Genomic DNA, 21,434 nt, shown 5'->3' on the forward strand with positions numbered 1-21,434 from the left:
AGTTCAGAATTCAGGGAATCTGCGCCGGCATGAGCCCGATCACGCGGATTCCTCGCGGAAATCGGACATCACCCGGACAGCGGGCGATCATTCCCTGAATTCTGAACCGGGATAATGGAGGGATGACGATCACCGCTGCCGCAGACGGCTCCGCCCTCGGCAACCCGGGACCCGCAGGCTGGGCCTGGTACGTCGACGACGACTGCTGGGCGGCCGGCGGTTGGCCACACGGCACGAACAACATGGGCGAGCTGCGTGCCGTCCTCGAACTGTTCCGTGCCACCGAGCACGTCGACGACGACCTGCACATCCTCTGCGACAGCAAGTACGTCATCGACTCGATCACGAAGTGGATGCCCGGCTGGAAGAAGAAGGGTTGGAAGAAGGGCGACGGCAAGCCCGTCATGAACCTCGACCTCATGCAGGAGATCGACGAAGCCATCGCCGGACGGAAGTACCGCTTCGAGTGGGTGAAGGGGCACGTCGGGCACCGCCTCAACGAGGCCGCCGACATCCGTGCGCGCACCGCCGCAGAGGCGTACCAGCGGAAGTCGCCCGTGCCCGAGGGCCCGGGTTGGACCGGCGCCGGAGCAACCGCTGTCACGCAAGCCGTGGAGGCGGCAGGCTCCCATGAGGCGACGGAACCAGAACTCTTCGCCGACCTCGAAGCCGAAGAGACGCGCTCCGCCCCGGTCTTCGACGCCGAAGACGACGGCGCGCTGTTCTCGCTGGAGCCGGAGCCGGTGTGGCACTCGCTCTCGTTGGAGATCACCGCTGACGAGCAGGAGCGACTCGCACGCCGAGCCCGCGAGCAGGGCACGAGCGTCCAGGAGTTCCTGCGCGGCCTCATCTGAGGCCGCCAGCGCGCACTCCGTTCGCCCATGCTTGGGCGAACGGACGCTTGTTCGCCCGAAGATGGGCGAACGGACGGGCGGCTCAGCGCGTGGCGGACTCCGGTGCGCCATCGTCGATGGGGACTGCGGCACCGTAACTCGCGTCCACCAGGATCGGCAGGTGGTCGGAGATGCCGCGGCGCAGCGTCTGCACGCGGTCGATCTTGAGGCCGACGGATGTCGCGAAGTCGAAGTGCCCTCGGAACATCTTGTAGCGGGTGTACGTGCTGAGGTCACTCAGGCTGAGGTCGTAGCCGCTCTCGAGCATCTTCGTACCGAGGCCCTTCTGGAAGAGCGGGTAGTTGTAGTCGCCGACCATGAGCGTCGGGACGTCGCCCATCGCATGCAGCTGCTCGTGCGCAGCCTTGATCTGGTGGCGGCGCAGCGAGTTGAGCGCGGTGAGCGGAGCAGCGTGGAACGACGCGACGATGAGCTCACGGTCGGCCTCGAGATCGGTCAGTCGGGTACCGATGAGCCGCTCGTGCGCGGGTGCGAGCACCATGTCGTGCAGCGACTTCTTCAGCGCGAACGTCTGCGTCGACTCGGCGGAGAACCGGTCGCGACGGTAGTAGAGGGCCAAGCCGAGCCGGTTGCGGTGGGTGCTGTCCGCGAGGTGGAGCGCGCCGAGTTCGGCGGGGAGCTGCAGGGTGTCGGCCTCCTGGAGCGCGAGGACGTCGGGCTCGAACTCTTCGGTGAGTGCGACGAGTTCGCCGCTGGCCTTGTTCTTGCGGAGGTTGTAGCTGATGACCTTCATCCCAGCCTCACATTCTGTTGGCAGAGCCCAAGCCTACGGTCGTTCGGTTCGCGAGGTGCTCTGTTCGTCCCGAACGGCGGTGCGTCGTCGGGTGGTGCACTTCAGTCGTTCGGAGCGATGACGGTGAGTCGTTGGGTCGCCCGGGTGAGCGCGACATAGCGGAGCGAGAGTGCCGAACGACCTGATCCACCGAGTTCGTCGGGCTGCACGAGCACCACACTGTCGAACTCCAGGCCCTTGCTCTCGCGGGCGGTGCCGCTCCACACCCTGGCGCGATCCGCTCCCAGCGAAGCCAGCCGCGCATCGATCCCGGCGAGGAGTGCGCGTGGAGCGATGACGCCCGCGATGCCCGGGTGGGCTGCGGTCGCCGACATGGCGGATTCGGCTGCGGTCGTCGCGAGTTCGGACCGTGCCACGGCGAGCTGCACCGGCTCCTCGTCGCCGCGTCGGATGGACACGGGCGCCGGGGACTCGGGGTCGAGCGCGAGGCGGACCGGGTCGGCGAGCTGCATGATCTGCTCGGGCGTGCGGTAGTTGACGGTGAGGAGTTCCTCGGTCCAGCGCGGCATCTGCGGCCCGAGGAGCTCCTGCCAGCTCGACCGGGTCGCGGAGGTGCTCTGCTGGTTGATGTCGCCGACGAGGGTCATCGACCGGTTCGGTCCACGGCGGAGGATCGCGCGGAGCAGCATGGGGGTGAGCTCCTGCGCCTCGTCGATGATGACGTGCCCGTACACCCAGGTGCGATCGCTGGCGGCGCGTTCCGCGGGGCTGCGGTCGTCCTCCACGGTCTGGCGATCGGCGAGGTCCTGAGCGGACCGCAGGTAGTCGTCGTCCTGCACCTCGTCGTCGATGCTGATGTCACCGATCATCTCGAGCACACTGCGGGCGTACTCGACGTCGTGGCGGCGCTCGTAGGCCGCGCGGCGTTGGCGTTCCAGCTCGGGTCGCTGGTCCTCGCCGATGAGTTCGGCGGCTTCGTCGACGAGTGCGATGTCGCCGGGCGTCAGACGCTCGGCAATGGGTGTCTCCGGGTCGGCCGTGCGGAGGAGTAGTTCCTGCTCGGCGTCGGTGTGCTCCGTCGCGAGACGAGCGAGCAGCTCCGAGTCGGTGAAGAGTCGGTCGATGATCTCGGCGGGGTCGAGGATCGGCCACAGGGCGTCGAGCAGCTCCTCGATCTCCGGCTCCTCGCTGAGCTCCTGCCGGCGTTCGTCGGCATCCTCGCCCGTCCGAGGCTCGAAGCCGTCGCGCTTGGCCTCGAGACCGATGAGGTGCGTGAGGACGGCGCGGTCGAAGCGGAGCTTGGCCTCGTTGTGCGGCGTGCCGGAGCGTTCGATGCCGGACTTGATGCGGCGGAGCACACCTGGGGTGACGCGGAGCGGCCCGTCGCCCGCGATGCGCAGGGTCACGGGCTCGTCGAGCGGCACCTGGCGTTCGCGGATGGCGCGCGCGACCACGTCGGCCATGCGCAGCTGCCCCTTCAGTTCGGCGGTCTCCAGAGAGTCCTCCCCGTGGGCGTCGAGGCCCGGCACGAGGGTGCCCGGGGTCACGAGGACGACAGCCGTCTCACCGAGCGACGGGAGTACCCGGCTGATGTAGTCGAGGAAGGTGGAGTTCGGCCCCACGATGAGCACGACGCTGCGCATGAGGCGTTCGCGGTGCTCGTACAGCAGATAGGCGGCGCGGTGCAGGGCGACCGCCGTCTTACCCGTGCCCGGGCCGCCTTGGACGAGGAGCGTCCCCGGCAGCGGTGCGCGGATGATGGCGTCCTGCTCGGCTTGGATGGTGTCGACGATGTCGGCCATGTGCTTCGTGCGCGCCCGACCGAGGGCGGCGAGCAGTGCTCCGGACTCACCGATGCCTGTCGGCTCGTCGTCGCTCAGGAGCGTCGTGTCGAGGACCTCGTCGTGCACCTCGGTGACCCGACGACCCGCGGTGCCGATGCGACGCCGCAGCCGCAGGCCCTCGGGGCGGAGCGGGGTAGCCGTGTAGAACGGGCGGGACGCGGGCGCACGCCAGTCGAGGAGCAGCTGGTCCCCGGTCTCCGGATCGCGCAGGCCGATGCGACCGATGTGGTGACGCTCATCCGAGTCGCGCTCCAGGAGGCCGAAGAGCAGACCGTAGCTGGACGAGCGCAGCTCCACCATCCGTTGGCGATGGTGCGCGACGAGGGCGTCGCGTTCCGAGAAACTGGAGTCGTCGTCGCCGTCGAATGCACGCAGCGCGAGTTCCGATCGGCGCTCCTCGAGGTCCGACTGCGTCCGGATCACTTCATGCAGTCGGTCGAGGTGGTCCTGCTCCTCGGCGATCGCGTCGTTCTGCACGGTGCTCCTTCTGTGGTTCAGCGCGATCCAGTCGGGTTCACTGCGAGGACCGCACGAATACGGTAGTCGCTTTCCGAGACCGTCACAGACCCCGGTGCCAGGTTCTCAGAGAGCTGTAGGCTGAATTCCCTCTCGGGGCCGAGCCTTCGCCTCGCTAGGGTTGAGAGCATGACGACAGCCGACGAATCGACGCCGCGACACCCGGATCCGTTGGTCGTGCAGGAGACCCAGCCGCCGGCGCCCGCGGTCCCGCAGCCGCCGGCTCCGTCCGTCCAGCCGGGCCAGTCCGGGCAGGCACCACAGGGCGCGCCGCATCCGGCGCAGGGTCCGCAGTACGGGCAGTACCCGCAGCAGCCCTACGGCCACCCCGCGCAGTACCCCGTCCAGCCGTACGGCCAACCCGCGCAGTACCCCGTGCAGCAGTACGGCCAGCTCCAGCCGGGTCAGCCGCAGTACGTGCAGCCCGGGTACGGACAGCCGGTCTACGTCGCGCCGTACGTCTACACGCCGTCGCCGCCGCGCGGTCTGAGCATCTCCAGCATGGTCATCGGGCTGGTGTCCCTGTTCTTCGGCTTCACCTTCGTGCTGCCCATCATCGGTTTCGTCCTCGGCATCATGGGAGCCCGCAAGGAGCCCGCGGGCCGCGCCATGGCCATCACCGGCATCGTGCTGAACGGGTTCTTCCTCCTGGCGTGGGTGGCGCTCGTCCTGCTCTGGGTGTTCATCATCGGCGGCCTCTTCGTCGGCATCGGGGGCGCCGCCTCGACGGGCATCAGCGCCTGAGCCTCCGCAGCGCTCGGGTCTCAGCCGGCGGGCACCACCGTCGTGACCATCGAGACCACCAGCGCGCCCTCGACCTCTTCGCGCTCCAGCCAGACGGCGATCGTCGAGAACTCGGTGAGTGACCGGGCGTGCGTCCCGCCGCAGGGGAGGACGGCAGGTCCGCCCGGGAGTGCGCAGTGCCAGCTGCGGCGGTCGGTGAGGAAGTCGCCTTCGCGGTCGATGCGCACGTCGGCACCCGAGTCGACCCAGCCGGTGAGGATCTCATCGATGCGCGCTGTGAGGCCGTCGAGATCGTCGAACACCGCCGGGTCGAAACCCTTCTTCCGAAGTGACTTGCCGATGCGGTAGCGGTCGGTCGAGGCGTGCGGCGCGATCCGGGACGACTCGCACGCGAGCCCGTCGAAGTTCGGCGCTCCCAGGGCATCCGGTGCGACCTCCTTGCGCCACGCGCTCGTGAGGGCCGCATTGAGCGCCAGTGACGCGAGGTGGCATCCGGTGTGTCCGGCCGAGAGGGCGTGGCGCGTCGGAGCGTCGATGTCGACCTGCGCGGTCGCGCCGGGGACGGCCGCTGATCCGACCGCGGCCGCGTCGACGAGGTGGACGGCGAGGAACGCCCAGCCCTCCGAGCCCTTCTTGACCGGAACCGCATCGCCGATGAACAGCGCTGAGCCGTCCGTCGCGCCGACGATGCAGTCGGCGATGTCGACCACGACGGCCCGCTCGCCGTCCCCGAAACGGATGGTCCCGCGGTCCGCCGGTTGGTCGGGCCACACGGCATCGACCGGGTGGCACGCGGTCTCGTCGAGGACCACGGCGAGGTGCTGGCCGAACGGCTCGGAGTTCACGACCGTCCCGGTCGAGCGAAGCGCTCCGGTCGGGTAGGTGACGCGCGTGTGCGTGGTGGGAAGACTCATCCCACCACGCTAGCGCGGCTGGATCACGCAGGGGTCGTTCGCTGTCAACCCCCGGGACCCGCTCGCCGTGCCAACGTAGAGTCTCCGGACACGGAGCGCGACGTGCTCCGCGGAGAGGAGTGCATCATGACGGATCAGAACGGACAGAACACCTCCAGCGACCTCGCGAGTGGTGAGGCCGGTGCCGACCAGGAAGCCTGGGAGGGCGCCGACAACGACACCTCGAAGCTCGTGAGTTCCGACCAGACGAGCTCCGGTACCCAGTCGCAGACCGTTGACGGCTCGGGCACCGAGGACGCGGACGACGACGAGGTCGAAGCGACCGAGGAGGCCGTCGAGGAGCCCGCACCCTCCACCGAGCTGGACGAGCCGTTGACCGGTGACGCCTCCGAAGGCGACGCGTCGGCGGCGTCCGGCGATGATGCCGACGGTTCCTCGGACCACCAGCCCGAATCGGGCCCTGCGTCCGAGGCGACCGACGACGCCCGCACGATCTACGACACCGCGCCGGACTGAATTCGGCCCCACGCACCGTCCACAACTCCTGCCGGCTTCGGAGGATCCGTCCCGGATCGGCTCGCTGTCCGGGTCCGGGGGCTGCGCCGACGCGGGCAGCAGGAGTTGTGGACCGTGCGGGGACGCCTAGGTGCGTGGCGGCTTCGGGGTCATCGCCTTCAGTGTGGCCTCCTCCGCGTCGATCGCCGCCAGAACGGCCGCGACCGCGGGCTCCTGGTAGCGGCCCTCCGCACGCGCGGCCAGCAGCGCTTCGCGTTCGGCGGCGATCATCTGCCGACGAAGTCGTGCGAACGCGACCGTTCGGAGCTCGGACTCGCCGCCGGTGTACTGCTCGAGGGCGTTGCTGACGAAACTCGCGTTCGTGCGGAGCCGCGTGAGCACCTGCTCCTCATCGGTCTCCGTCGCCAACTCGTCGAGTCGGGAGAGCCCGGCCGTCTGCACCTCCGCCATGAGCATGAGCTGCTCGACCCGTTCCTGATCGTGGTTCGGAGCCGGCAGTTTCAGGGCGCGGATGATCGTCGGCAGCAGCAGACCCGAGAGCAGCGTGCCCACGACGACGACGAATGCGAGGAACTGCAGGAACTCCCGCGCGGGCGTCTCCTCCGGGAGCAGGAAGACCGCCGCCAACGTCACCACGCCACGCACACCCGCCGCTGAGACCGCGATGCCGTTGCCCCACGACCAGCCGCGCTCCCTGAGGCGTTTCGGGCCGATGCGGTAGATCGCGGTGACGGTCATCTCCCAGACGAAGCGCGATGCGATGAGCGCTGCCAGGACGCCGATGCTGATGAACACCGTCGGCCACAGCCCCGGACCGGTGCGGATCGCTCCCTCGAGGATGCCCGACAGGTTGAGACCGATGAAGAGGAACACGGCGTTCTCGAGCAGGAACTGGATGGTGCGCCAGTTGAGTGACTCGGCGATCCGGGCCTCTGCCGATTGCACGATGGGGGAACGGTAGCCGAGGAGGAGCCCCGCGGTCACGACGGCCAGGACGCCGGAACCGTGCAGCGCCTGCGCGATGAGGAACGCCATGAACGGCGTGATGAGCGACAGACAGGTGTCGAGCACTGGGGCGCGAAGGCGGCGACGCACTTCGGACAGCACCCATCCGACGACGAGCCCCACGCCGACACCTGCGACCACTTCGATGACGAACTCCCCAGCGATCACGACAGGGTTCACGACACTCGTGATCGCGATGATCGAGGCGTTGAGCGCGACGAGGGCCGTCGCGTCGTTCAGCAGACTTTCGCCCTCGAGGATCGTCACCACCCGCCGTGGGAGCCTCAGCCTGCCCGCGATGGCGCTGACTGCGACGGCGTCGGTGGGGGCGATCACCGCGGCGAATGCGAACGCCGCCGCGAGCGTGATCGAGGGGATCAGCAACCAGCTCGCGAATCCGACGGTGACGACGGTGAACGCGACAGCACCCACGGACAGCAGGATGATGCCGTCGTTACGGGCGCGGATGTCGATGAGCGAGATCCGGATGGCTGAAGCGAAGAGCAGCGGCGGTAGGAGCCCGTAGAGGATGAGGTCGGGTTCGATCTCCACGGTCGGGACGGCGGGGATGAACGACGCGATGCCGCCGACGATCACGAGGACCACGGGTGCCGACCAGCCTGCGCGGCCGGAGAGACCCGTCACCGTGACGGTCACGACGACGAACACGACGATCCACGAGATGAGCGCGACGGGATCCATGGGGCGATTCTCGCACCTCACAGGCGCCTCGACGCGGTTCTGCAGCCGGAACTCCGCTCAGGGCCGCGACGGATGTCGATCTGAACATCGTGATCGAGGTCCCTACCTGTTTGCCACCGCGTCTGGCGGTCTCCGGTCGTCGTGCGTCCCGGTGAGACCTTCTGGCGGACGACGACGCCCCCGCGCAGTCGGACTGTGCGGGGGCGTCGGTGAAGCGGTGTTGCGGGATCAGCCGCGGCGGTTGCCCGTCGTGGTGGAGCTGCGCTGCTCGGCGCCGGTCTCGCGGGTGCGAAGGCCGAAGCGGTAGGTGAGCTTGTCGGTGGAGTGACCGCGGCCGTGGACGGCAGTGCCCGTGGCGCGGTTCTTGGACGCTGGGGTCCGAGTCTGAATGGTGGACATGGTGTATCTCGTTTCTGATGATGCGAATGATGGATGAGCCGGTCCAGACGGGGAATGCGACGACGGTCAGGTCCTGGTCGCATGGATGAAGCGACGAGGCCCTCCGGTACGCAGCTGGACTGGGATGCAGTGCAGCGGCTCGGCTGGGGCCGTCCGGATGGAACGTTGTTCGCCGGTCTGGGAGGCGGCTGGTGGTGTGATGTCGGGAGCATCGGCGTATCCGTGGAGGTGTGGACTCTGCACACGGAAGCCGGTTGTGACATCGGCACTCAAGGAATGAAGATACCTGGCCAAGCTGGGATACCGCTGTGAACCGAGAATCGCAGCAGTCGTGCAGCGTCGATGCCCGAGCCTGCGCCCGGGCATCGACGGCGACCGACATGGTCGCGTAGCTTCGGGCCACCGAATCTAGGGGATGGGGTGGCCGTATCTCCCGCGCGCTCGAAGGGGTATCGAGCTCGGGAGGCCGGAGGGCGGTCGCGGGGGACGACCTGTTACCGGTGGGGGCGTCGGAAGAACTCCGACAATATATATATTAACATTTCAGCATAATGAGTTGCTGTGAACGGCCTGGCAGTTGCCTCCACGGTTGGCATCGGCGTGAAGCCTGACTACCGATCCGCCAGCAGACGCAGGATCCGAGCCGTTTCGGCAGCGATCGCCGTTCGACCAGCACGGACGTACCGGCGCGGATCGACGAGGGCGGGATCAGCAGCGAGCACCGCGCGGACCTCGCCGGTGAACAGGCCGTTCAGGTGCGTGGACAGGTTGATCTTCGTCATGCCCGATCGGACCGCCGCACGGAGCTCGTCGTCGGGGAGGCCGGAAGAGCCGTGCAGGACCAGCGGGACTGAGACCGCCTCCCTGAGCTGCGCGATGAGCGAGTGGTCGACGGCTGCTTCGCGGCTGGTCATCGCGTGGGACGTGCCGACGGCGACGGCGAGCGCGTCGACGCCCGTCGCCGCGACGAACGCGGCGGCCTCGCTCGGGACCGTCCGGGCTCCCGGTGCGTGGACCCCGTCCTTGCCGCCGACCTCGCCGAGCTCCGCCTCGACTGCCACGCCGTTGGCGTGGCAGAACTCGACGATCTCCTTCGTTGCCCTCACGTTCTCGTCGTACGGCAGGGTCGAAGCGTCGAACATGACACTGTCGACACCGAGCTCGACGCCCTCCCTCACGAGCTGAGCAGACTCGACGTGGTCGAGGTGCACGAGGACCGGCACGCTCGCGGCACGGGCGATGGTGAGCGACGCGAGGGTGATCGGTGCGAGCGAGCCGTGGTAGCGCACGCAGTTCTCGCTGATCTGCAGGATGACCGGCAGCCCCGCCTCCTCGGCACCTGCGACGATCGCCTCGGCGTGCTCGAGCAGGACCACGTTGCAGGCGGCGACGCCGGCACCGTTCGCGGAGACGTCGGCAAGGAGGGTGGGGAGGTCGAGCTTCGTCGTCATGCTGGGGCTCCGGTGGTGTCGAGGGCTGGATCGGGCCGAGGGGCCGCGACCGGCGTCGGGCTCTGGTCGAGGAAACGAGTGAAGGCGGCCAGATCGATCGCGCCGGCGACCGGTTCGAGGACGGCGGCAGCGCCTGCGGCTGCCGCAGTGGTGAGTGCTTCGGGAAGCGGTAGGCCCGCTCGGAGGGCTGCGACGAGCCCGGCGGTCGTGGCGTCACCCGCTCCCGTCGGGTTACCGCTGATCCCCGGTACGGCAGGGACCTCGTGGTGCCTGATGCCGTCGCCGGCCGTGAGGCCTTGGGCACCCCGGGAGATGATGACCGTGCGGGCGCCGAGTGCGAGCAGGGCGGTTCGGGCAGCGTCGAGGTCTGGCATGCCGGTGGCTTCCAGCGCCTCGTCGAGGTTGGGCTTCAGGAACGTCGCTCCGGCGCGAGCTGCAGCGAGGAGGGCCGGGCCGCTGACATCGACGATGACGGGGACGCCTGCATCGATGCCCGCGCGCACGAGGGTCTCGATCACGGCATCAGGTGTGCCTGGCGGCAACGAACCGGAGATGACGAGGTGACCGGCACCCCGTAAGGCGTCGCGCAGCTCTGCCGTCAGCACAGCCCACTCGCGGGCGGAGACGGCCGGGCCTGCTTCCGCGAACAGCGTCGGGTGGTGGATCTCGTCCACGACGGCGATGGTCGAGCGGGTGTCGTCGGCGAGCGACGCCACGCGGACGTCGAGTCCCGCAGCGTTGAGCGCCTCGCGCATCCAGGAGCCCGACGCGCCGCCGAGTGGCAACACCTGCACGGTCGGGACGCCGAGTGCGTCGAGGACGCGGGCGACGTTGACGCCCTTGCCGCCGGCTCGTCGCACGATCGACTGGACGCGCTGGGTGGTGCCGAGCTGCTGCTCGGCGACGGAGTAGGTGATGTCGACTGCCGGATTCGGCGTGACGACGACCACCGGACGGGATGTTCGAGACGAGGCCGCGTCGTTCATGCGCTCACCAGTCGTTCGGCGAGGATGCAGGCTCCGACGGTCGCTGCTCCGTCGCCGTGCTGTGCGGCCAGGAGTCGCGGCACGCGGACGACGTCGAGCCGCTCGCGCAGCCCACGCTCGAGTGGCGTGAAGAGGAGCGGCCCGGCCAGCGCCAGTCCGCCGCCGATGACGATGGCTGTCGGCGCTGCGACGACGGTGATCCCGGCGAGTGCCTCGGCGAGGACGTCGACCGCCTCGTTCCAGACCAGGGTCGCTGCCTCGTCGCCGCGCGCCACAGCGTCGGCGACCGTCCGTGCGTCCGGCGCGCCCGCGCGCTTCGCGATCCCGCCGGCCGAGGCGAGCTGCTCCACGCGAAGCCCGCTGTGGGGCCCGTCGCGCAGGACGCGCTGGCCGATCTCGCCTGCCCAACCGCCTCCGGCGAACGGTACGCCGTCGATGACCAGCGCTGACGCGAGGCCGGTACCGACCGGCACGAACGCGATCGTTCCGTCGATGCCGGCAGCAGCACCCGAGACGGCCTCTGCGAGCGCACCTGCCCGGACGTCCTGTCCGAAGGCGAGCGGGACGTCGAGTGAGGGCCGAAGGAGGTCCGGGAACGCCAAGTCGCGCCAGCCGAGGTTGACCGCGTGCACGCAGACTCCGAGATCCTCGTCGACCACGCCGGGCACGACGACGCCGACCGACTGAGGGCGTGCCACTGCGTTCGCTGCCGCGACGAGCCCGAGCACGATGTCGCGGGTGCGCTCACCAGTGGTGTCGGCGCTCGGGGTCGCCTCGCGCCACCTGCCGAGGATCGTGCCGTCGGCGTCCATCAGAGCGGCTTTGATGCCAGTGCCGCCGACGTCGATGCCGAGGACCGCAGCGACGGTCACGGCGTCAGGATGACGGAGCGCGTGAGGGAGCGCGGGTGATCGGCGTCGAGTCCGCGCGCCTCGGCGAGGGCGATCGCGAAGCGCTGGGCGACGACCAGACCTGCGAGGGGGTCGAGGTCGTGCTGGACGAAGGACGCTCCGGTAGCCGCGACGTCGTCAGGCAGGCCGTCGGGGGTCGCGCCGAGCGACCAGACGAGGCGCCCGGGCTGCGCGATCGCGATCGGACCGTGACGGTAGTCCATCGCGGGGTACGACTCCGCCCAGAACTGCGCAGCCTCCCGGGTCTTCAGTGCTGCCTCGAAGGTGAGGCCGACCGCATGTCCGAGGCCGATGAAGGACACCTGGTCTGCACCGAGGTACTCGTCGATGGGGATGAGCAGCGCCTGCTCGGCCTCGACGGCCAGTGCCTCGATGTCATGGCCGAGCGAACCTCGCAGCAAGGCGAGCGTCGTCGTGGCGAAGCGGGTCTGGACGACCGACTGCTCGTCGGCGAAGGGGAGCCCGATCACGTGGGCGGCAGGGACCGCTGCGGGGGAGTCCTCGACGGCGGTGATGAGGACGGTCGTGACGCTCTCGCCGACGGCCTCCAGCAGGTGGACGATCTCGGTCGTCGTGCCGGACCGGGAGATGGCGACGATGCGGTCGTAGTCGCGGACGCCGGGGAACTCCGAACCAGCGAAGGCGTCGGTGATGCCGAGGCCTGCCTGCTCGCGGATGACGGCGTAGCTCATGGCGATGAACCAGCTCGTACCGCAGCCGACGACGGCGACGCGCTCGCCCGGCTGGGGCAGGACTGCAGACGCCTCAGCCACGAGCGTGGCGGCGGTGCGCCAGGATGCGGGCTGCGACACCAGTTCGGCGGCGACGAAGGTCTCGGGCATAACGTGCCTTTCGCGTGAGGAGGAGCGCGATCGTGACGTGACGACGCGTTGGAGCCACCATAGCGGATTGAAACTGATCGATACCAGTACATATCGTCATTTTCAATCACACAAGCGTCGGCTGAGCGCCCATATGATGGTCACAGTACGCCAGCCATGACCGGAATTGCAGGAGAAATGACGCAGCAACAGCGACTCAACGCCCTGCTCGAACTCGTGAGCGAACGCGGCAACGTGACGATCGCCGAGATCGGAGAGGCGCTCGGGATCTCCGCAGCCACCGCTCGACGCGACCTCACGGCTCTGGCCGAGCAGCGACTCGTCACCCGCACGCACGGTGGCGCAGCGGCCCTCGGGACCGGCTACGAGCTGCCGCTGCAGTACAAGATCGCCCGCCAGGCGGAGGCCAAGGTGGCCATTGCCAAGGCCGCCGCGGCGCTCATCAGCGTCGGCGACGCCGTCGGATTGAACGGCGGAACCACGACGAGCGAGGTCGCGCGCGTGCTCGGTCGGAGCGAGCATCTGCTCCGGGCGGACGGCGAGGCCTCAGTCACGATCGTCACCAACGCCCTGAACATCGCCTACGAGCTGTCCGTCCGCTCGCACGTGAAGATCGTCGTCACGGGGGGTGTAGCCCGCCGGCAGTCCTACGAACTCGTCGGATCCCTGGTCGCCGGAGCCCTCGCCGAGATCGCCCTCGACGTCGCGATCCTCGGCGTCGACGGATTGAGCGCGCAGTTCGGTGCCACGACCCTGCACGAAGGCGAGGCCGCCGTGAGTCAGGAGTTCGTCAAGGTCGCGAAGCGCGTCATCGTCGTCGCGGACAGCACCAAGATGACGAAGGCGACCTTCGCGCGCATCTGCCCGCTGGACCGGATCGACGTGCTCGTCACCGATGCGGCGGTCGACGGGGCGCTCGCCGAGGCGCTCGCGGTCGCGGGTGTCGAGGTCGTCATCGCGGCATAGGCGCTCCGGCGCCTCGACGGACTCGGAGACCGGCGCACCTGGCCGCCGTTCGGTCGCACCCGGTCGCCGTTCGGCCGTACCCGGTCACCGAGCCTGTCGAGGCGTGCCCGCCGACCCTCCTCCACATGTTTCGGCCCAGTAAACACTTTCGACGTCTCCGGAATCCGGACTTGAGTGATCGCGTTGATCGCCTATTGTCATTTCATGATCGTTTTGGCATCATATAAATCAACTTCACGCAAGGAAGCGGATGTGATCGAGTGAGCAACCCACCAGCACCCACCCAATCAGGGCTCCGGGTCGCCGTCATCGGCACCGGCCAGCGCGCGCAGATCGCCGAGCACGTCGCGACGAGCCCCACCGAGGCGGTGGTGGTGGCAGCGGTCGACACCACCGAGGTCGGCCGAGGCCGGGCACGAGAGATGTTCGGTGAGGGCGTCGACGTCTTCGACTCTCACCAGGAGCTCATCGCCCGCGGTGGCATCGATGCGGCGATCGTCACGACCCCCGACTGGACGCACGCCGAGATCGCGGTCGACCTGCTCCGGGCGGGCGTCGCGGTGTACCTCGAGAAGCCGCTCGCGATCACCGTCGAGGATGCGGACGCCGTCCTCCACGCCGCCTACGAGACCAAGACCCCGCTGTACGTCGGCCACAACTTCCGGCACGCCCCCGTCGTCCGCCTGATGCACGAGATCATCGAGCGCGGCGAGATCGGCGAGGTCAAGACGGTCTGGGTGCGGCACTTCGTCGGCAATGGTGGCGACTACTACTTCAAGGACTGGCACGCCGACCGCTCGCGGGTGAACACGCTCCTGCTCCAGAAGGCCAGCCACGACATCGACGTCATCCACCTGCTCGCAGGTGCCTACACCCGTCGGGTCGTCGCCATGGGCGAGCTCGCGGTCTACGGCGACATCGACGACCGCGAGGATCGGAGCGGCCAGACGATGGCCGACTGGTTCTCCTACGACAACTGGCCGCCGGAGGAACAGCGGGGCCTCAACCCCGTCGTCGACGTCGAAGACGTCTCGATGATGCTCATGACGCTCGAGCGCGGCATCACAGCGAGCTACGAGCAGTGCCACTTCACGCCCGACTACTGGCGCAATTACACCGTCATCGGTACTCGCGGCCGGCTCGAAAACGTCGGTGACACCGCCGGCGGAACCGTCAAGGTCTGGAACCGTCGTCGCACCTGGAGCACCGAGGGCGATGTCGAGTACCCGATCTCGGGCGTCGAGGAGGGCCACGCAGACGCCGACCTCGACACCATGAGCGAGTTCCTCGCACACGTCGCCGACGGCGCCCCGACGACCCTCTCGCCCGTCGCCGCCCGAGAGGCTGTCGCAGCGGGGGCACTCGCCGCCCGCTCGCTCCGCAACGGCTCGATCCCGATCGACATCCCGCCACTCGACCCGGCACTCGTCGCCTACTTCTCCTCCCTCACCACCAGCACCGCATCGAACTCCCTCGACGCTGCCGCCCGGTAGCGCACCTCGAAAGGACTCCAGCCATGCCAACGCCGTTCACGAACCGCAGCTCATCACCCGGCCAACGTGCCGTCCGCCGTGCCGTCTTCAGCGGTATCGGCCTCCTCGCCGCCGCAGCCCTCACGGCCGGATGCAGTACCGGAGGCGGAGGTTCCACCGGTGGCGAGTACGCCGCAGCACCGAAGGATCTGAAGGCCGAGATCACCTACGGCGTCTGGGACCAGGCCCAGGTCGAAGCCATCGATGCCAACATCGAGGCGTTCAATGAGATCTACCCCGACATCACCGTCAACGTGAACGTCACCCCCTGGGCCTCGTACTGGTCGAAGCTGCAGACGCAGGCCTCGAGCGACACCCTCCCCGACCTCTTCTGGCTCAATGGGCCGAACTTCCAGGTGTACGCGGCCAACGGCAAGATCGAGCCGATCACGGGCGAGGTCGACGCCGGCGACATCGATCCCGCGAACTACCCCGAGGCCCTCAACGAGCTGTACTCGCTCGACGACACCCAATACGGCGTTCCGAAGGACTTCGACACGGTCGGTGTCTGGGTGAACACGGCGCTGTTCGAGCAGGCCGGCGTCGCACTCCCCGCCGAGGACTGGACCTGGGACGACTTCGACACCGCGGCGCAGGCCATCTCCACGAACCTCAAGGACCAGGGTGTCTACGGCGCCGCGGGCGGTATGGACGGCCAGACGACGTACTACAACACGATCCTCCAGGCGGGCGGCGAGGCCATCAACGCCGACCAGTCGAAGTCCGGCTACGACAGCCCGGAAGCCCAGGCGGGTCTGCAGTTCTGGACCGACCTCATCGCCGACGGCTCCTCGCCGAGCATGCAACAGCTGACCGACACCCCCGCGGACCAGTGGTTCACCTCCGGCAAGCTCGCCATGTACTGGGGCGGCAGCTGGGTGCGCCCGCTGGTCGGCGAGTCGGACGTCGCCGCGACCACGACGGCGTTCCCGCTCCCGATCGGCAAGGAACAGGCGACGGTCATCCACGGTGTCTCGAACGTCGTCGCCGCTGCCGGGAAGAACAAGCAGGCGGCGCAGGCGCTCCAGGTGTTCCTCGCGAGCAAGGACGCCCAGCAGCAGCAGGGCGACCTCGGCGCGGTCATCCCCGCCTTCACCGGCACCCAGCAGTCCTTCGTCGACTCCTACCCGACGATGAACCTGCAGATCTTCCTCGACGCACTCGACTACGCCAAGCCACTGCCGGTGTCGGAGAACACTGCGGCTTGGAACGCCCTCGAGACCGAGCTCCTGCCCGACGCCTTCAGCGGTGACAAGCCCGTTGCCGACGTCGCGAAGGACCTCGCCGAGCAGATGAACGCCGCTCTGGCCAAGAAATGACCAGTCAGACCCTGAGCAGCACCCCGACCGGCTCGGCTTCCTCGCGGAAGCCGGCCCGGCGGGGTGCCGCCCGCGGCGACGGCGCATGGCCGTGGCTGTTCGTCCTCCCCCTCCTCACGGGTATCGGCGTCTTCTTCATCTGGCCCATGATCCAGACCGCCTACTACTCCTTCACGGAGTGGGGCGTCTTCGGCGGGACCACGTTCATCGGCATCGAGAACTACGTGCGTCTGTTCGCCGACCCGCGCCTGTACGCCTCGCTCGGCAACACGCTCATCTACACCGCGGTCGTCCTGCTGGGCATCCCGATCGCCGTCTATCTCGCGAGCCTCCTCAACCTGCCCGGGCTCCGCTTCGCGAGCTTCTACCGCGTCCTGTTCTTCCTCCCGTACGTCGCGATGCCCACCGCCGTCGCCATCGTCTGGCGCATCATCTTCAACGGTGACTTCGGCATCCTCAACTACACGCTCTCGCTCGTCGGCATCGACGGTCCGTATTGGATCAGCACGCCGGGCACTGCGATGTTCGCCGTCGCGCTCGTCGGGTTGTGGTCGTCGCTCGGGTTCTCGATGATCATCCTGGCCTCAGGTCTCAAGAACATCCCGCCGGAGCTGTACGAAGCCGCCGAACTCGACGGCGCGACGCGGTGGCGGCAGTTCCGCTCCATCACCGTTCCGCTGCTCACCCCCAGCATCTTCTTCGTGACGATCATCACCGTCATCTCGAGCTTCCAGCTCTTCGACCTGTTGTACGCGATCCTCGGCAGCACCAATCCGGTGCTCCCGAAGAGCATGTCGCTCGTCTACTTCTTCTACAACCAGGGCTTCGTCCAGAACGACAAGGGCTACGCCGCGGCCATCGCGATCGTCATCTTCGTGATCATCGGCCTCGTCACGCTCATGCAGTTCCGGCTCCAGAAACGATGGGTGAACAATGACTGAGCAGCTCACCGCGACGCGCCCGCTCACGACGCGTGCCGTCACCGTGCCGGGCTCGGGACGGCCCACTGCGGCTGCCGCCCGTCGGCGGGACGCCGGACGACCAGGCAAGCGCGGCGGCTCCCACGTCGTCGCCCACATCGTGCTCGGCGTCGGAGGCTTCATCATGGCCTTCCCGTTCATCTGGCAGATCATCATGTCGCTGTCGACGAACGCCGAGGTGCAGAGCGTGGTCCCGACCTTCTGGCCGGCCGAACTCCAATGGCAGAACTATGCGGCCGTCTTCGAGCGGCTGCCGTTCCTCGACCAGTTGCGCACCTCGATCGTCATCACGGTCATCCGGGCCGTCGCGCAGATCATCCTCTGCACGCTGGCGGGCTATGCGTTCGCGCGGATGCGCTTCCGTGGCCGCGCCGTGCTCCTGGCCGTGACGCTCTCGATCCTCATGGTGCCGTCACAGGCGTACCTGATCTCGCAGTACCAGATCGTGCAGGGGTTCGGGTGGCTGAACACGACGCTCGGTATCGTCGCCCCAGGGCTCTTCAGCGCCTTCGGTACCTTCCTCATGCGGACGGCGTTCCTCAACCTGCCCACGGAGCTCGAGGAGGCTGCGCGCATCGACGGTGCGAGTCCCTTCCAGATCTTCTGGAAGATCATGCTCCCGCTCGCCAAGCCGAGCATCAGCGTGCTCGCGATCACGACCGTGCTCTGGTCGTGGAACGAGTTGCTGTGGCCGTTGGTCGTCTCGACCTACGCGAACTCGATGCCGCTCGCAGCAGGCCTCGCGACGCTGTCGAGTGACAAGACGACCGACTACCCGGTCATGATGGCGGCGTCGATCCTGGCCATGGCGCCGGTGCTCATCATGTTCATCGTGCTGCAGCGCCGCGTCATCGACGGCCTGGCCTTCTCCGGCCTGAAGTAAGGGCGCCCCTCGACAAGCTCGGGGATCCGGGCTGGCTCGGGGACCGGGTGTGCTCGGGAGGGGGAAGGCGGCCGCGGGCCCGGCGGGTCGCCGTCCGGCGCGGGAAGCCTGGTCCCGGAGCTTGTCGAAGGGTGGCTCAGTCGCAGGGCTCAGTCGAACCTGCGGGTGGCCAGTAGGTCGAAGATGGGTGAACTCGAGCGAGTATCACCTGATGTCGTGCGACGTCGTGAAAGAGAAGCGACCGTGTCTCGCAGCCGCTCCTCGGTCACCCGGACGGACGCGAGGTTCGCATAGATCGGTGGGCCGACGATCGCCGATGCATTACTGCCGGGAGGTGTGTTCGTCGTGTGCGGCACGGAAGTCCTATCGGTATCGGATGAGTGGTGTGGGAGGGACCCGGCCGTGCTGACTCAGTTGCAGGCCTCTCATATTTTAGAATGTGAGCGAGGAATAGATCCTGACAAACTGCCCCGAGTGCGGACAGGCGACAGTGGGCCTAGCCGGCGTCGTATCGGGCGAGCGCGTCGGCATCCTGCGCGATACGGGACGCGCGCCTGGCGGAGTCGAGGGCCTCGACCGGATCGTCCCCGGCTGCCGCCTCAGCGAGCGAGAACTGCCGGATCGCCTCGGCGAGCCGCGTCCGCGCATCGGCACCGACTCGACCGCGGTGGGCGGAGATGAAGTCGACGGCGAGCTGGATGTTGCTGTCCGCGGTGAACAGCGCGCCGCGCATCGCCTCTCGTGCGTTGTCGATGCGCTGCTGTGCGCTGCGCGCTGTGGCGAGGGCTGCATCGAGTTCGATGTCTGCGGCCCGCACGATCGCCAATCGGCGCGCGGGGTCGGGGAGCGCACGCTCGGCACCGACGGAGCGCGGGCCGTCGAGCTGGAGGAGGGCACGGTTCGCATGGTCGATCGCAGCGGAGATGACCTCGGCGGTCTCCGGGCGTTCCACTCGCGAGCGCAGGGCATCGGCTTCGGCCAGCACGGTTCGGAGTTCGCTCGACGCCGACGCGAGCTCGGTCTCGGCGGCACCGATGCCGGTCAACGATCGTTCGACCGCATCGAGCCGATCTTCCGCCTGCTGCAGATCGCGCGCCAGGGTGTGCAGCGGGCCGGCCGTCGTGAGTCCTGCGGTGATGCGCTCCTCGGCCTGCCGAGCGTCGGCGACGGCCTGGTCGACTGCCTCCTGAGCCGCTCGGCGGAGGGCCCGGGCATCGTCGAGGGCGCTCGCCGCGTATCGCTCGGCGGCTGACGCAGCAGTGAGGCCGGTCGTCGTCAGTCGTTCCCTGGCGGCGTCGATCCGGATCTGGAGCTGCGCGAGGAGGTCCGGGGCGGACCGCTCCTCGACCCGGCGCTCGGAGAACCCGCGGAGCTGGGCCGCGAGCGTCCGTTCGACGTCCTCGCAGATCCGCACGATCCGCTCGTTCCACGACCGACGCTGTGCCTCCGTGTCCGGGATCTCGTCCTCGAGTGCTTGACGCAGTCGGAACGCCTCACCGAGCGCCGACCTGGCCGAAGCGACGTCTGCCGCGTAGCCACGCGCTGCTTCGCGGCCGAACTCGGCTTCGGCGAACCCGACCTCGTCCTCGGCCTCGCGCACGGCGTCATCGGTGCGGACGAGTGCGATGCCCGCTCGTCGATGCAGGTCGTCGATGGATGCGATCGGTGTCCTCGGGTTGCGGCGCCGCAGCAGCGAGACGAGCAGCCAGACGACGATGCCCACGCCGGCGAACACGATCAGTGAGGGCAGCCACCACAGGTCATCCATGCCGATCAGTCTACGAACGCAGGCTGGTGGATCGGCTGGGAACCGGCCCGCCTCCGCGCCCGATCGCGACCCGTCTCCCGCGTCCGTCGAGCAGCTTCGGCTCCAGCTCCCGAGCGTCGGCAGCCGGGTCTACGCTGAATCCCATGACGCGCCAGCAGCGACTCGTTCTCACGATCGCGATCCTCTCGTCCTTCGTGGCGTTCCTCGACGGCTCGGTCGTGAACGTGGCGCTTCCGGCGATGACCCGCGAGCTCGGTGGTGGTCTGGTCGTGCAGCAGTGGGTGGTGGACGCCTACCTCATCACGCTCGGCTCGTTGATCCTGCTCGCCGGTTCGCTGTCGGACGCGTTCGGGCGCATCCGCATCCTGCGCATCGGGCTCATCTGGTTCGGCATCACGTCCATCCTGTGCGCGGTGGCGCCGAGCGCGGAGTTCCTGATCATCGCCCGCCTCCTGCAGGGAGGCGCGGCCGCGTTGCTCGTGCCGAGTTCGCTGGCGATCATCATCTCCACCTTCAGTGGCGTCGCGCAGGGCAAAGCGATCGGCACATGGACGGCCTGGACGGGGGCGGCCGGGATCACAGGCCCGCTGCTCGGCGGCGTGCTGGTCGACACCTTGTCGTGGCGGCTCATCTTCGCGATCAACATCATCCCGATCCTCGTCACGCTCTGGCTGATGATGCGGACGGACAGGGTGCCCGAGCCTGAACGGCGCCCACGTATCGACGTGGTCGGTGCCATCCTCGGCGCGATCGGGCTCGGGGGCCCTGTCTTCGCACTCATCGAGCAGGGGCGCTACGAGTGGAACAGTCCCATGCTGCTCGTGCCGCTCATCGGTGGCGTCATCTCGTTCGTCGCGTTCATCTGGTGGGAGCGACGCCACCCGGACCCGATGCTGCCGCTCTCACTGTTCCGGGTGCGCAACTTCGGATACGGCAACATCGCGACGGTCTTCATCTACGGAGCACTGTCGCTCGGGTTCTTCTCCATCGCGGTCTTCATCCAGCAGACGGCGGGCTTCAGCGCGACGCTCGCCGGCATCGCGACGCTGCCGCCGACGCTCGTCATGCTCGCGCTGTCGTCGTGGTTCGGCAAGCTCGCGGGTGTGCACGGGCCCCGGCTCTTCATGACGATCGGCCCGATCGTGGCTGGGGTCGGGTTCCTCCTCATGATGACGGCGCAGCAGGACCTGAACTACTGGCTGCAGCTGTTCCCGGGCATCCTGCTCGTCGGGCTCGGTCTCGCGATCACCGTGGCACCGCTCACGGCGGGCATCCTCGGCTCGATCGATCCGGCCCACGCCGGCATCGGTTCGGCGGTGAACAACGCCGTGTCCCGCGTGGCCGGTCTCGTGACGATCGCGCTCGTCGGCATCATCGCCGGCGGGGCGCTCGGCGTCGGAGGGTTCTCACGGGTGGTGTTCGCCACGGCGATGTTCATGTTCATCGGTGGCGTCGTGTCGTTCGTCGGCATCCGGAACCCGGCCAAGGCTCCCGCGCCGATCGGCTGAG

At 68.3% G+C, this 21,434-nt stretch carries 19 protein-coding genes; 9 read left to right on the forward strand and 10 right to left on the reverse strand.

From position 1 onward, the window contains the following. The first annotated feature begins 122 nt into the window (after positions 1-122). Positions 123-854, forward strand: coding sequence for an RNase H family protein (locus tag ABMA10_RS02270; protein WP_347868070.1), 732 nt, complete (start codon positions 123-125; stop codon positions 852-854). Between the two features lie 82 nt (positions 855-936). Here the strand turns inward: ABMA10_RS02270 and ABMA10_RS02275 are convergent, their stop codons facing one another. Continuing rightward, positions 937-1,647: an endonuclease/exonuclease/phosphatase family protein gene (locus tag ABMA10_RS02275; RefSeq protein WP_347868071.1), complete on the reverse strand. Its 711-nt coding sequence runs from the start codon at positions 1,645-1,647 to the stop codon at positions 937-939. A gap of 101 nt (positions 1,648-1,748) precedes the next feature. Continuing rightward, positions 1,749-3,968: a HelD family protein gene (locus tag ABMA10_RS02280; protein WP_347868072.1), complete on the reverse strand. Its 2,220-nt coding sequence runs from the start codon at positions 3,966-3,968 to the stop codon at positions 1,749-1,751. Between the two features lie 168 nt (positions 3,969-4,136). Between ABMA10_RS02280 and ABMA10_RS02285 the strand changes: the two genes are divergently transcribed. Then, on the forward strand, positions 4,137-4,751 hold the full coding sequence (locus tag ABMA10_RS02285) for a DUF4190 domain-containing protein (RefSeq protein WP_347868073.1): 615 nt from the start codon (positions 4,137-4,139) through the stop codon (positions 4,749-4,751). A gap of 20 nt (positions 4,752-4,771) precedes the next feature. On the opposite strand, the gene ABMA10_RS02290 is transcribed toward ABMA10_RS02285, so the two are convergent. Beyond that, positions 4,772-5,665 carry a metal-dependent hydrolase gene (locus tag ABMA10_RS02290; RefSeq protein ID WP_347868074.1) on the reverse strand — a complete coding sequence of 298 codons (894 nt, stop codon included), beginning with the start codon at positions 5,663-5,665 and terminating at the stop codon, positions 4,772-4,774. 126 nt (positions 5,666-5,791) lie between these two features. Between ABMA10_RS02290 and ABMA10_RS02295 the strand changes: the two genes are divergently transcribed. Next, positions 5,792-6,181, forward strand: coding sequence for a hypothetical protein (locus ABMA10_RS02295; RefSeq protein WP_431031133.1), 390 nt, complete (start codon positions 5,792-5,794; stop codon positions 6,179-6,181). A gap of 126 nt (positions 6,182-6,307) precedes the next feature. Here ABMA10_RS02295 and ABMA10_RS02300 read toward each other — a convergent pair whose 3' ends face one another. From ABMA10_RS02300 to ABMA10_RS02325, 6 genes are all read right to left on the reverse strand, one after another. Beyond that, on the reverse strand, positions 6,308-7,888 hold the full coding sequence (locus ABMA10_RS02300) for a cation:proton antiporter (protein ID WP_347868076.1): 1,581 nt from the start codon (positions 7,886-7,888) through the stop codon (positions 6,308-6,310). 228 nt (positions 7,889-8,116) lie between these two features. Then, on the reverse strand, positions 8,117-8,287 hold the full coding sequence (locus ABMA10_RS02305; protein ID WP_347868077.1) for a hypothetical protein: 171 nt from the start codon (positions 8,285-8,287) through the stop codon (positions 8,117-8,119). 611 nt (positions 8,288-8,898) lie between these two features. Further along, positions 8,899-9,738 carry a class II fructose-bisphosphate aldolase gene (locus tag ABMA10_RS02310; protein ID WP_347868078.1) on the reverse strand — a complete coding sequence of 280 codons (840 nt, stop codon included), beginning with the start codon at positions 9,736-9,738 and terminating at the stop codon, positions 8,899-8,901. Further along, entirely contained in the window at positions 9,735-10,724 is a 990-nt protein-coding gene (locus ABMA10_RS02315; RefSeq protein ID WP_347868079.1) for a 1-phosphofructokinase family hexose kinase, read from the reverse strand. Before ABMA10_RS02315 ends, ABMA10_RS02310 begins: the two co-directional genes overlap by 4 nt. After that, entirely contained in the window at positions 10,721-11,596 is an 876-nt protein-coding gene (locus tag ABMA10_RS02320; RefSeq protein WP_347868080.1) for an ROK family protein, read from the reverse strand. The genes ABMA10_RS02315 and ABMA10_RS02320 overlap by 4 nt, the downstream gene beginning before the upstream one ends. Further along, positions 11,593-12,477 (reverse strand): SIS domain-containing protein, encoded by an 885-nt coding sequence (locus ABMA10_RS02325; protein WP_347868081.1) that lies wholly within the window; start codon positions 12,475-12,477, stop codon positions 11,593-11,595. The genes ABMA10_RS02320 and ABMA10_RS02325 overlap by 4 nt, the downstream gene beginning before the upstream one ends. Positions 12,478-12,654: 177 nt before the next feature. On the opposite strand from ABMA10_RS02325, the gene ABMA10_RS02330 reads away from it, so the two are divergent. From ABMA10_RS02330 to ABMA10_RS02350, 5 genes are all read left to right on the forward strand, one after another. Then, positions 12,655-13,443 (forward strand): DeoR/GlpR family DNA-binding transcription regulator, encoded by a 789-nt coding sequence (locus ABMA10_RS02330; protein WP_347868082.1) that lies wholly within the window; start codon positions 12,655-12,657, stop codon positions 13,441-13,443. 260 nt (positions 13,444-13,703) lie between these two features. Continuing rightward, positions 13,704-14,936 carry a Gfo/Idh/MocA family protein gene (locus ABMA10_RS02335; RefSeq protein WP_347868083.1) on the forward strand — a complete coding sequence of 411 codons (1,233 nt, stop codon included), beginning with the start codon at positions 13,704-13,706 and terminating at the stop codon, positions 14,934-14,936. Positions 14,937-14,959: 23 nt separating this feature from the next. Further along, a complete protein-coding gene (locus ABMA10_RS02340; RefSeq protein WP_431031134.1) occupies positions 14,960-16,294 on the forward strand; it encodes an ABC transporter substrate-binding protein in 1,335 nt (444 codons plus the stop codon). Beyond that, complete coding sequence (locus ABMA10_RS02345) at positions 16,291-17,235, forward strand: carbohydrate ABC transporter permease (RefSeq protein ID WP_347868085.1); 945 nt, start codon at positions 16,291-16,293, stop codon at positions 17,233-17,235. Before ABMA10_RS02340 ends, ABMA10_RS02345 begins: the two co-directional genes overlap by 4 nt. After that, complete coding sequence (locus tag ABMA10_RS02350) at positions 17,228-18,157, forward strand: carbohydrate ABC transporter permease (RefSeq protein WP_431031135.1); 930 nt, start codon at positions 17,228-17,230, stop codon at positions 18,155-18,157. Before ABMA10_RS02345 ends, ABMA10_RS02350 begins: the two co-directional genes overlap by 8 nt. A 496-nt stretch (positions 18,158-18,653) precedes the next feature. Here the strand turns inward: ABMA10_RS02350 and ABMA10_RS02355 are convergent, their stop codons facing one another. Further along, positions 18,654-19,925 (reverse strand): hypothetical protein, encoded by a 1,272-nt coding sequence (locus tag ABMA10_RS02355; RefSeq protein WP_347868087.1) that lies wholly within the window; start codon positions 19,923-19,925, stop codon positions 18,654-18,656. A 143-nt stretch (positions 19,926-20,068) separates the two neighbouring features. Between ABMA10_RS02355 and ABMA10_RS02360 the strand changes: the two genes are divergently transcribed. Beyond that, positions 20,069-21,433, forward strand: a complete 1,365-nt coding sequence (locus ABMA10_RS02360) for an MFS transporter (protein WP_347868088.1) — start codon at positions 20,069-20,071, stop codon at positions 21,431-21,433. Position 21,434: the final 1 nt, after the last annotated feature.

Source organism: Plantibacter sp. RU18 (assembly GCF_050613355.1).
In the GTDB taxonomy this organism is placed as follows: Bacteria; Actinomycetota; Actinomycetes; order Actinomycetales; family Microbacteriaceae; genus Plantibacter.

Bases quoted from the DNA above. Each gene is read 5' to 3' on its own strand.
- ABMA10_RS02330 (WP_347868082.1), top strand. From the start codon at position 12,655: ATGACGCAGCAACAGCGACTCAACGCCCTGCTCGAACTCGTGAGCGAA.
- ABMA10_RS02295 (WP_431031133.1), top strand. From the start codon at position 5,792: ATGACGGATCAGAACGGACAGAACACCTCCAGCGACCTCGCGAGTGGT.
- ABMA10_RS02360 (WP_347868088.1), top strand. From the start codon at position 20,069: ATGACGCGCCAGCAGCGACTCGTTCTCACGATCGCGATCCTCTCGTCC.
- ABMA10_RS02325 (WP_347868081.1), bottom strand. From the start codon at position 12,477: ATGCCCGAGACCTTCGTCGCCGCCGAACTGGTGTCGCAGCCCGCATCC.
- ABMA10_RS02270 (WP_347868070.1), top strand. From the start codon at position 123: ATGACGATCACCGCTGCCGCAGACGGCTCCGCCCTCGGCAACCCGGGA.
- ABMA10_RS02345 (WP_347868085.1), top strand. From the start codon at position 16,291: ATGACCAGTCAGACCCTGAGCAGCACCCCGACCGGCTCGGCTTCCTCG.
- ABMA10_RS02340 (WP_431031134.1), top strand. From the start codon at position 14,960: ATGCCAACGCCGTTCACGAACCGCAGCTCATCACCCGGCCAACGTGCC.
- ABMA10_RS02355 (WP_347868087.1), bottom strand. From the start codon at position 19,925: ATGGATGACCTGTGGTGGCTGCCCTCACTGATCGTGTTCGCCGGCGTG.
- ABMA10_RS02350 (WP_431031135.1), top strand. From the start codon at position 17,228: ATGACTGAGCAGCTCACCGCGACGCGCCCGCTCACGACGCGTGCCGTC.
- ABMA10_RS02290 (WP_347868074.1), bottom strand. From the start codon at position 5,665: ATGAGTCTTCCCACCACGCACACGCGCGTCACCTACCCGACCGGAGCG.
- ABMA10_RS02300 (WP_347868076.1), bottom strand. From the start codon at position 7,888: ATGGATCCCGTCGCGCTCATCTCGTGGATCGTCGTGTTCGTCGTCGTG.
- ABMA10_RS02275 (WP_347868071.1), bottom strand. From the start codon at position 1,647: ATGAAGGTCATCAGCTACAACCTCCGCAAGAACAAGGCCAGCGGCGAA.
- ABMA10_RS02285 (WP_347868073.1), top strand. From the start codon at position 4,137: ATGACGACAGCCGACGAATCGACGCCGCGACACCCGGATCCGTTGGTC.
- ABMA10_RS02310 (WP_347868078.1), bottom strand. From the start codon at position 9,738: ATGACGACGAAGCTCGACCTCCCCACCCTCCTTGCCGACGTCTCCGCG.
- ABMA10_RS02305 (WP_347868077.1), bottom strand. From the start codon at position 8,287: ATGTCCACCATTCAGACTCGGACCCCAGCGTCCAAGAACCGCGCCACG.
- ABMA10_RS02315 (WP_347868079.1), bottom strand. From the start codon at position 10,724: ATGAACGACGCGGCCTCGTCTCGAACATCCCGTCCGGTGGTCGTCGTC.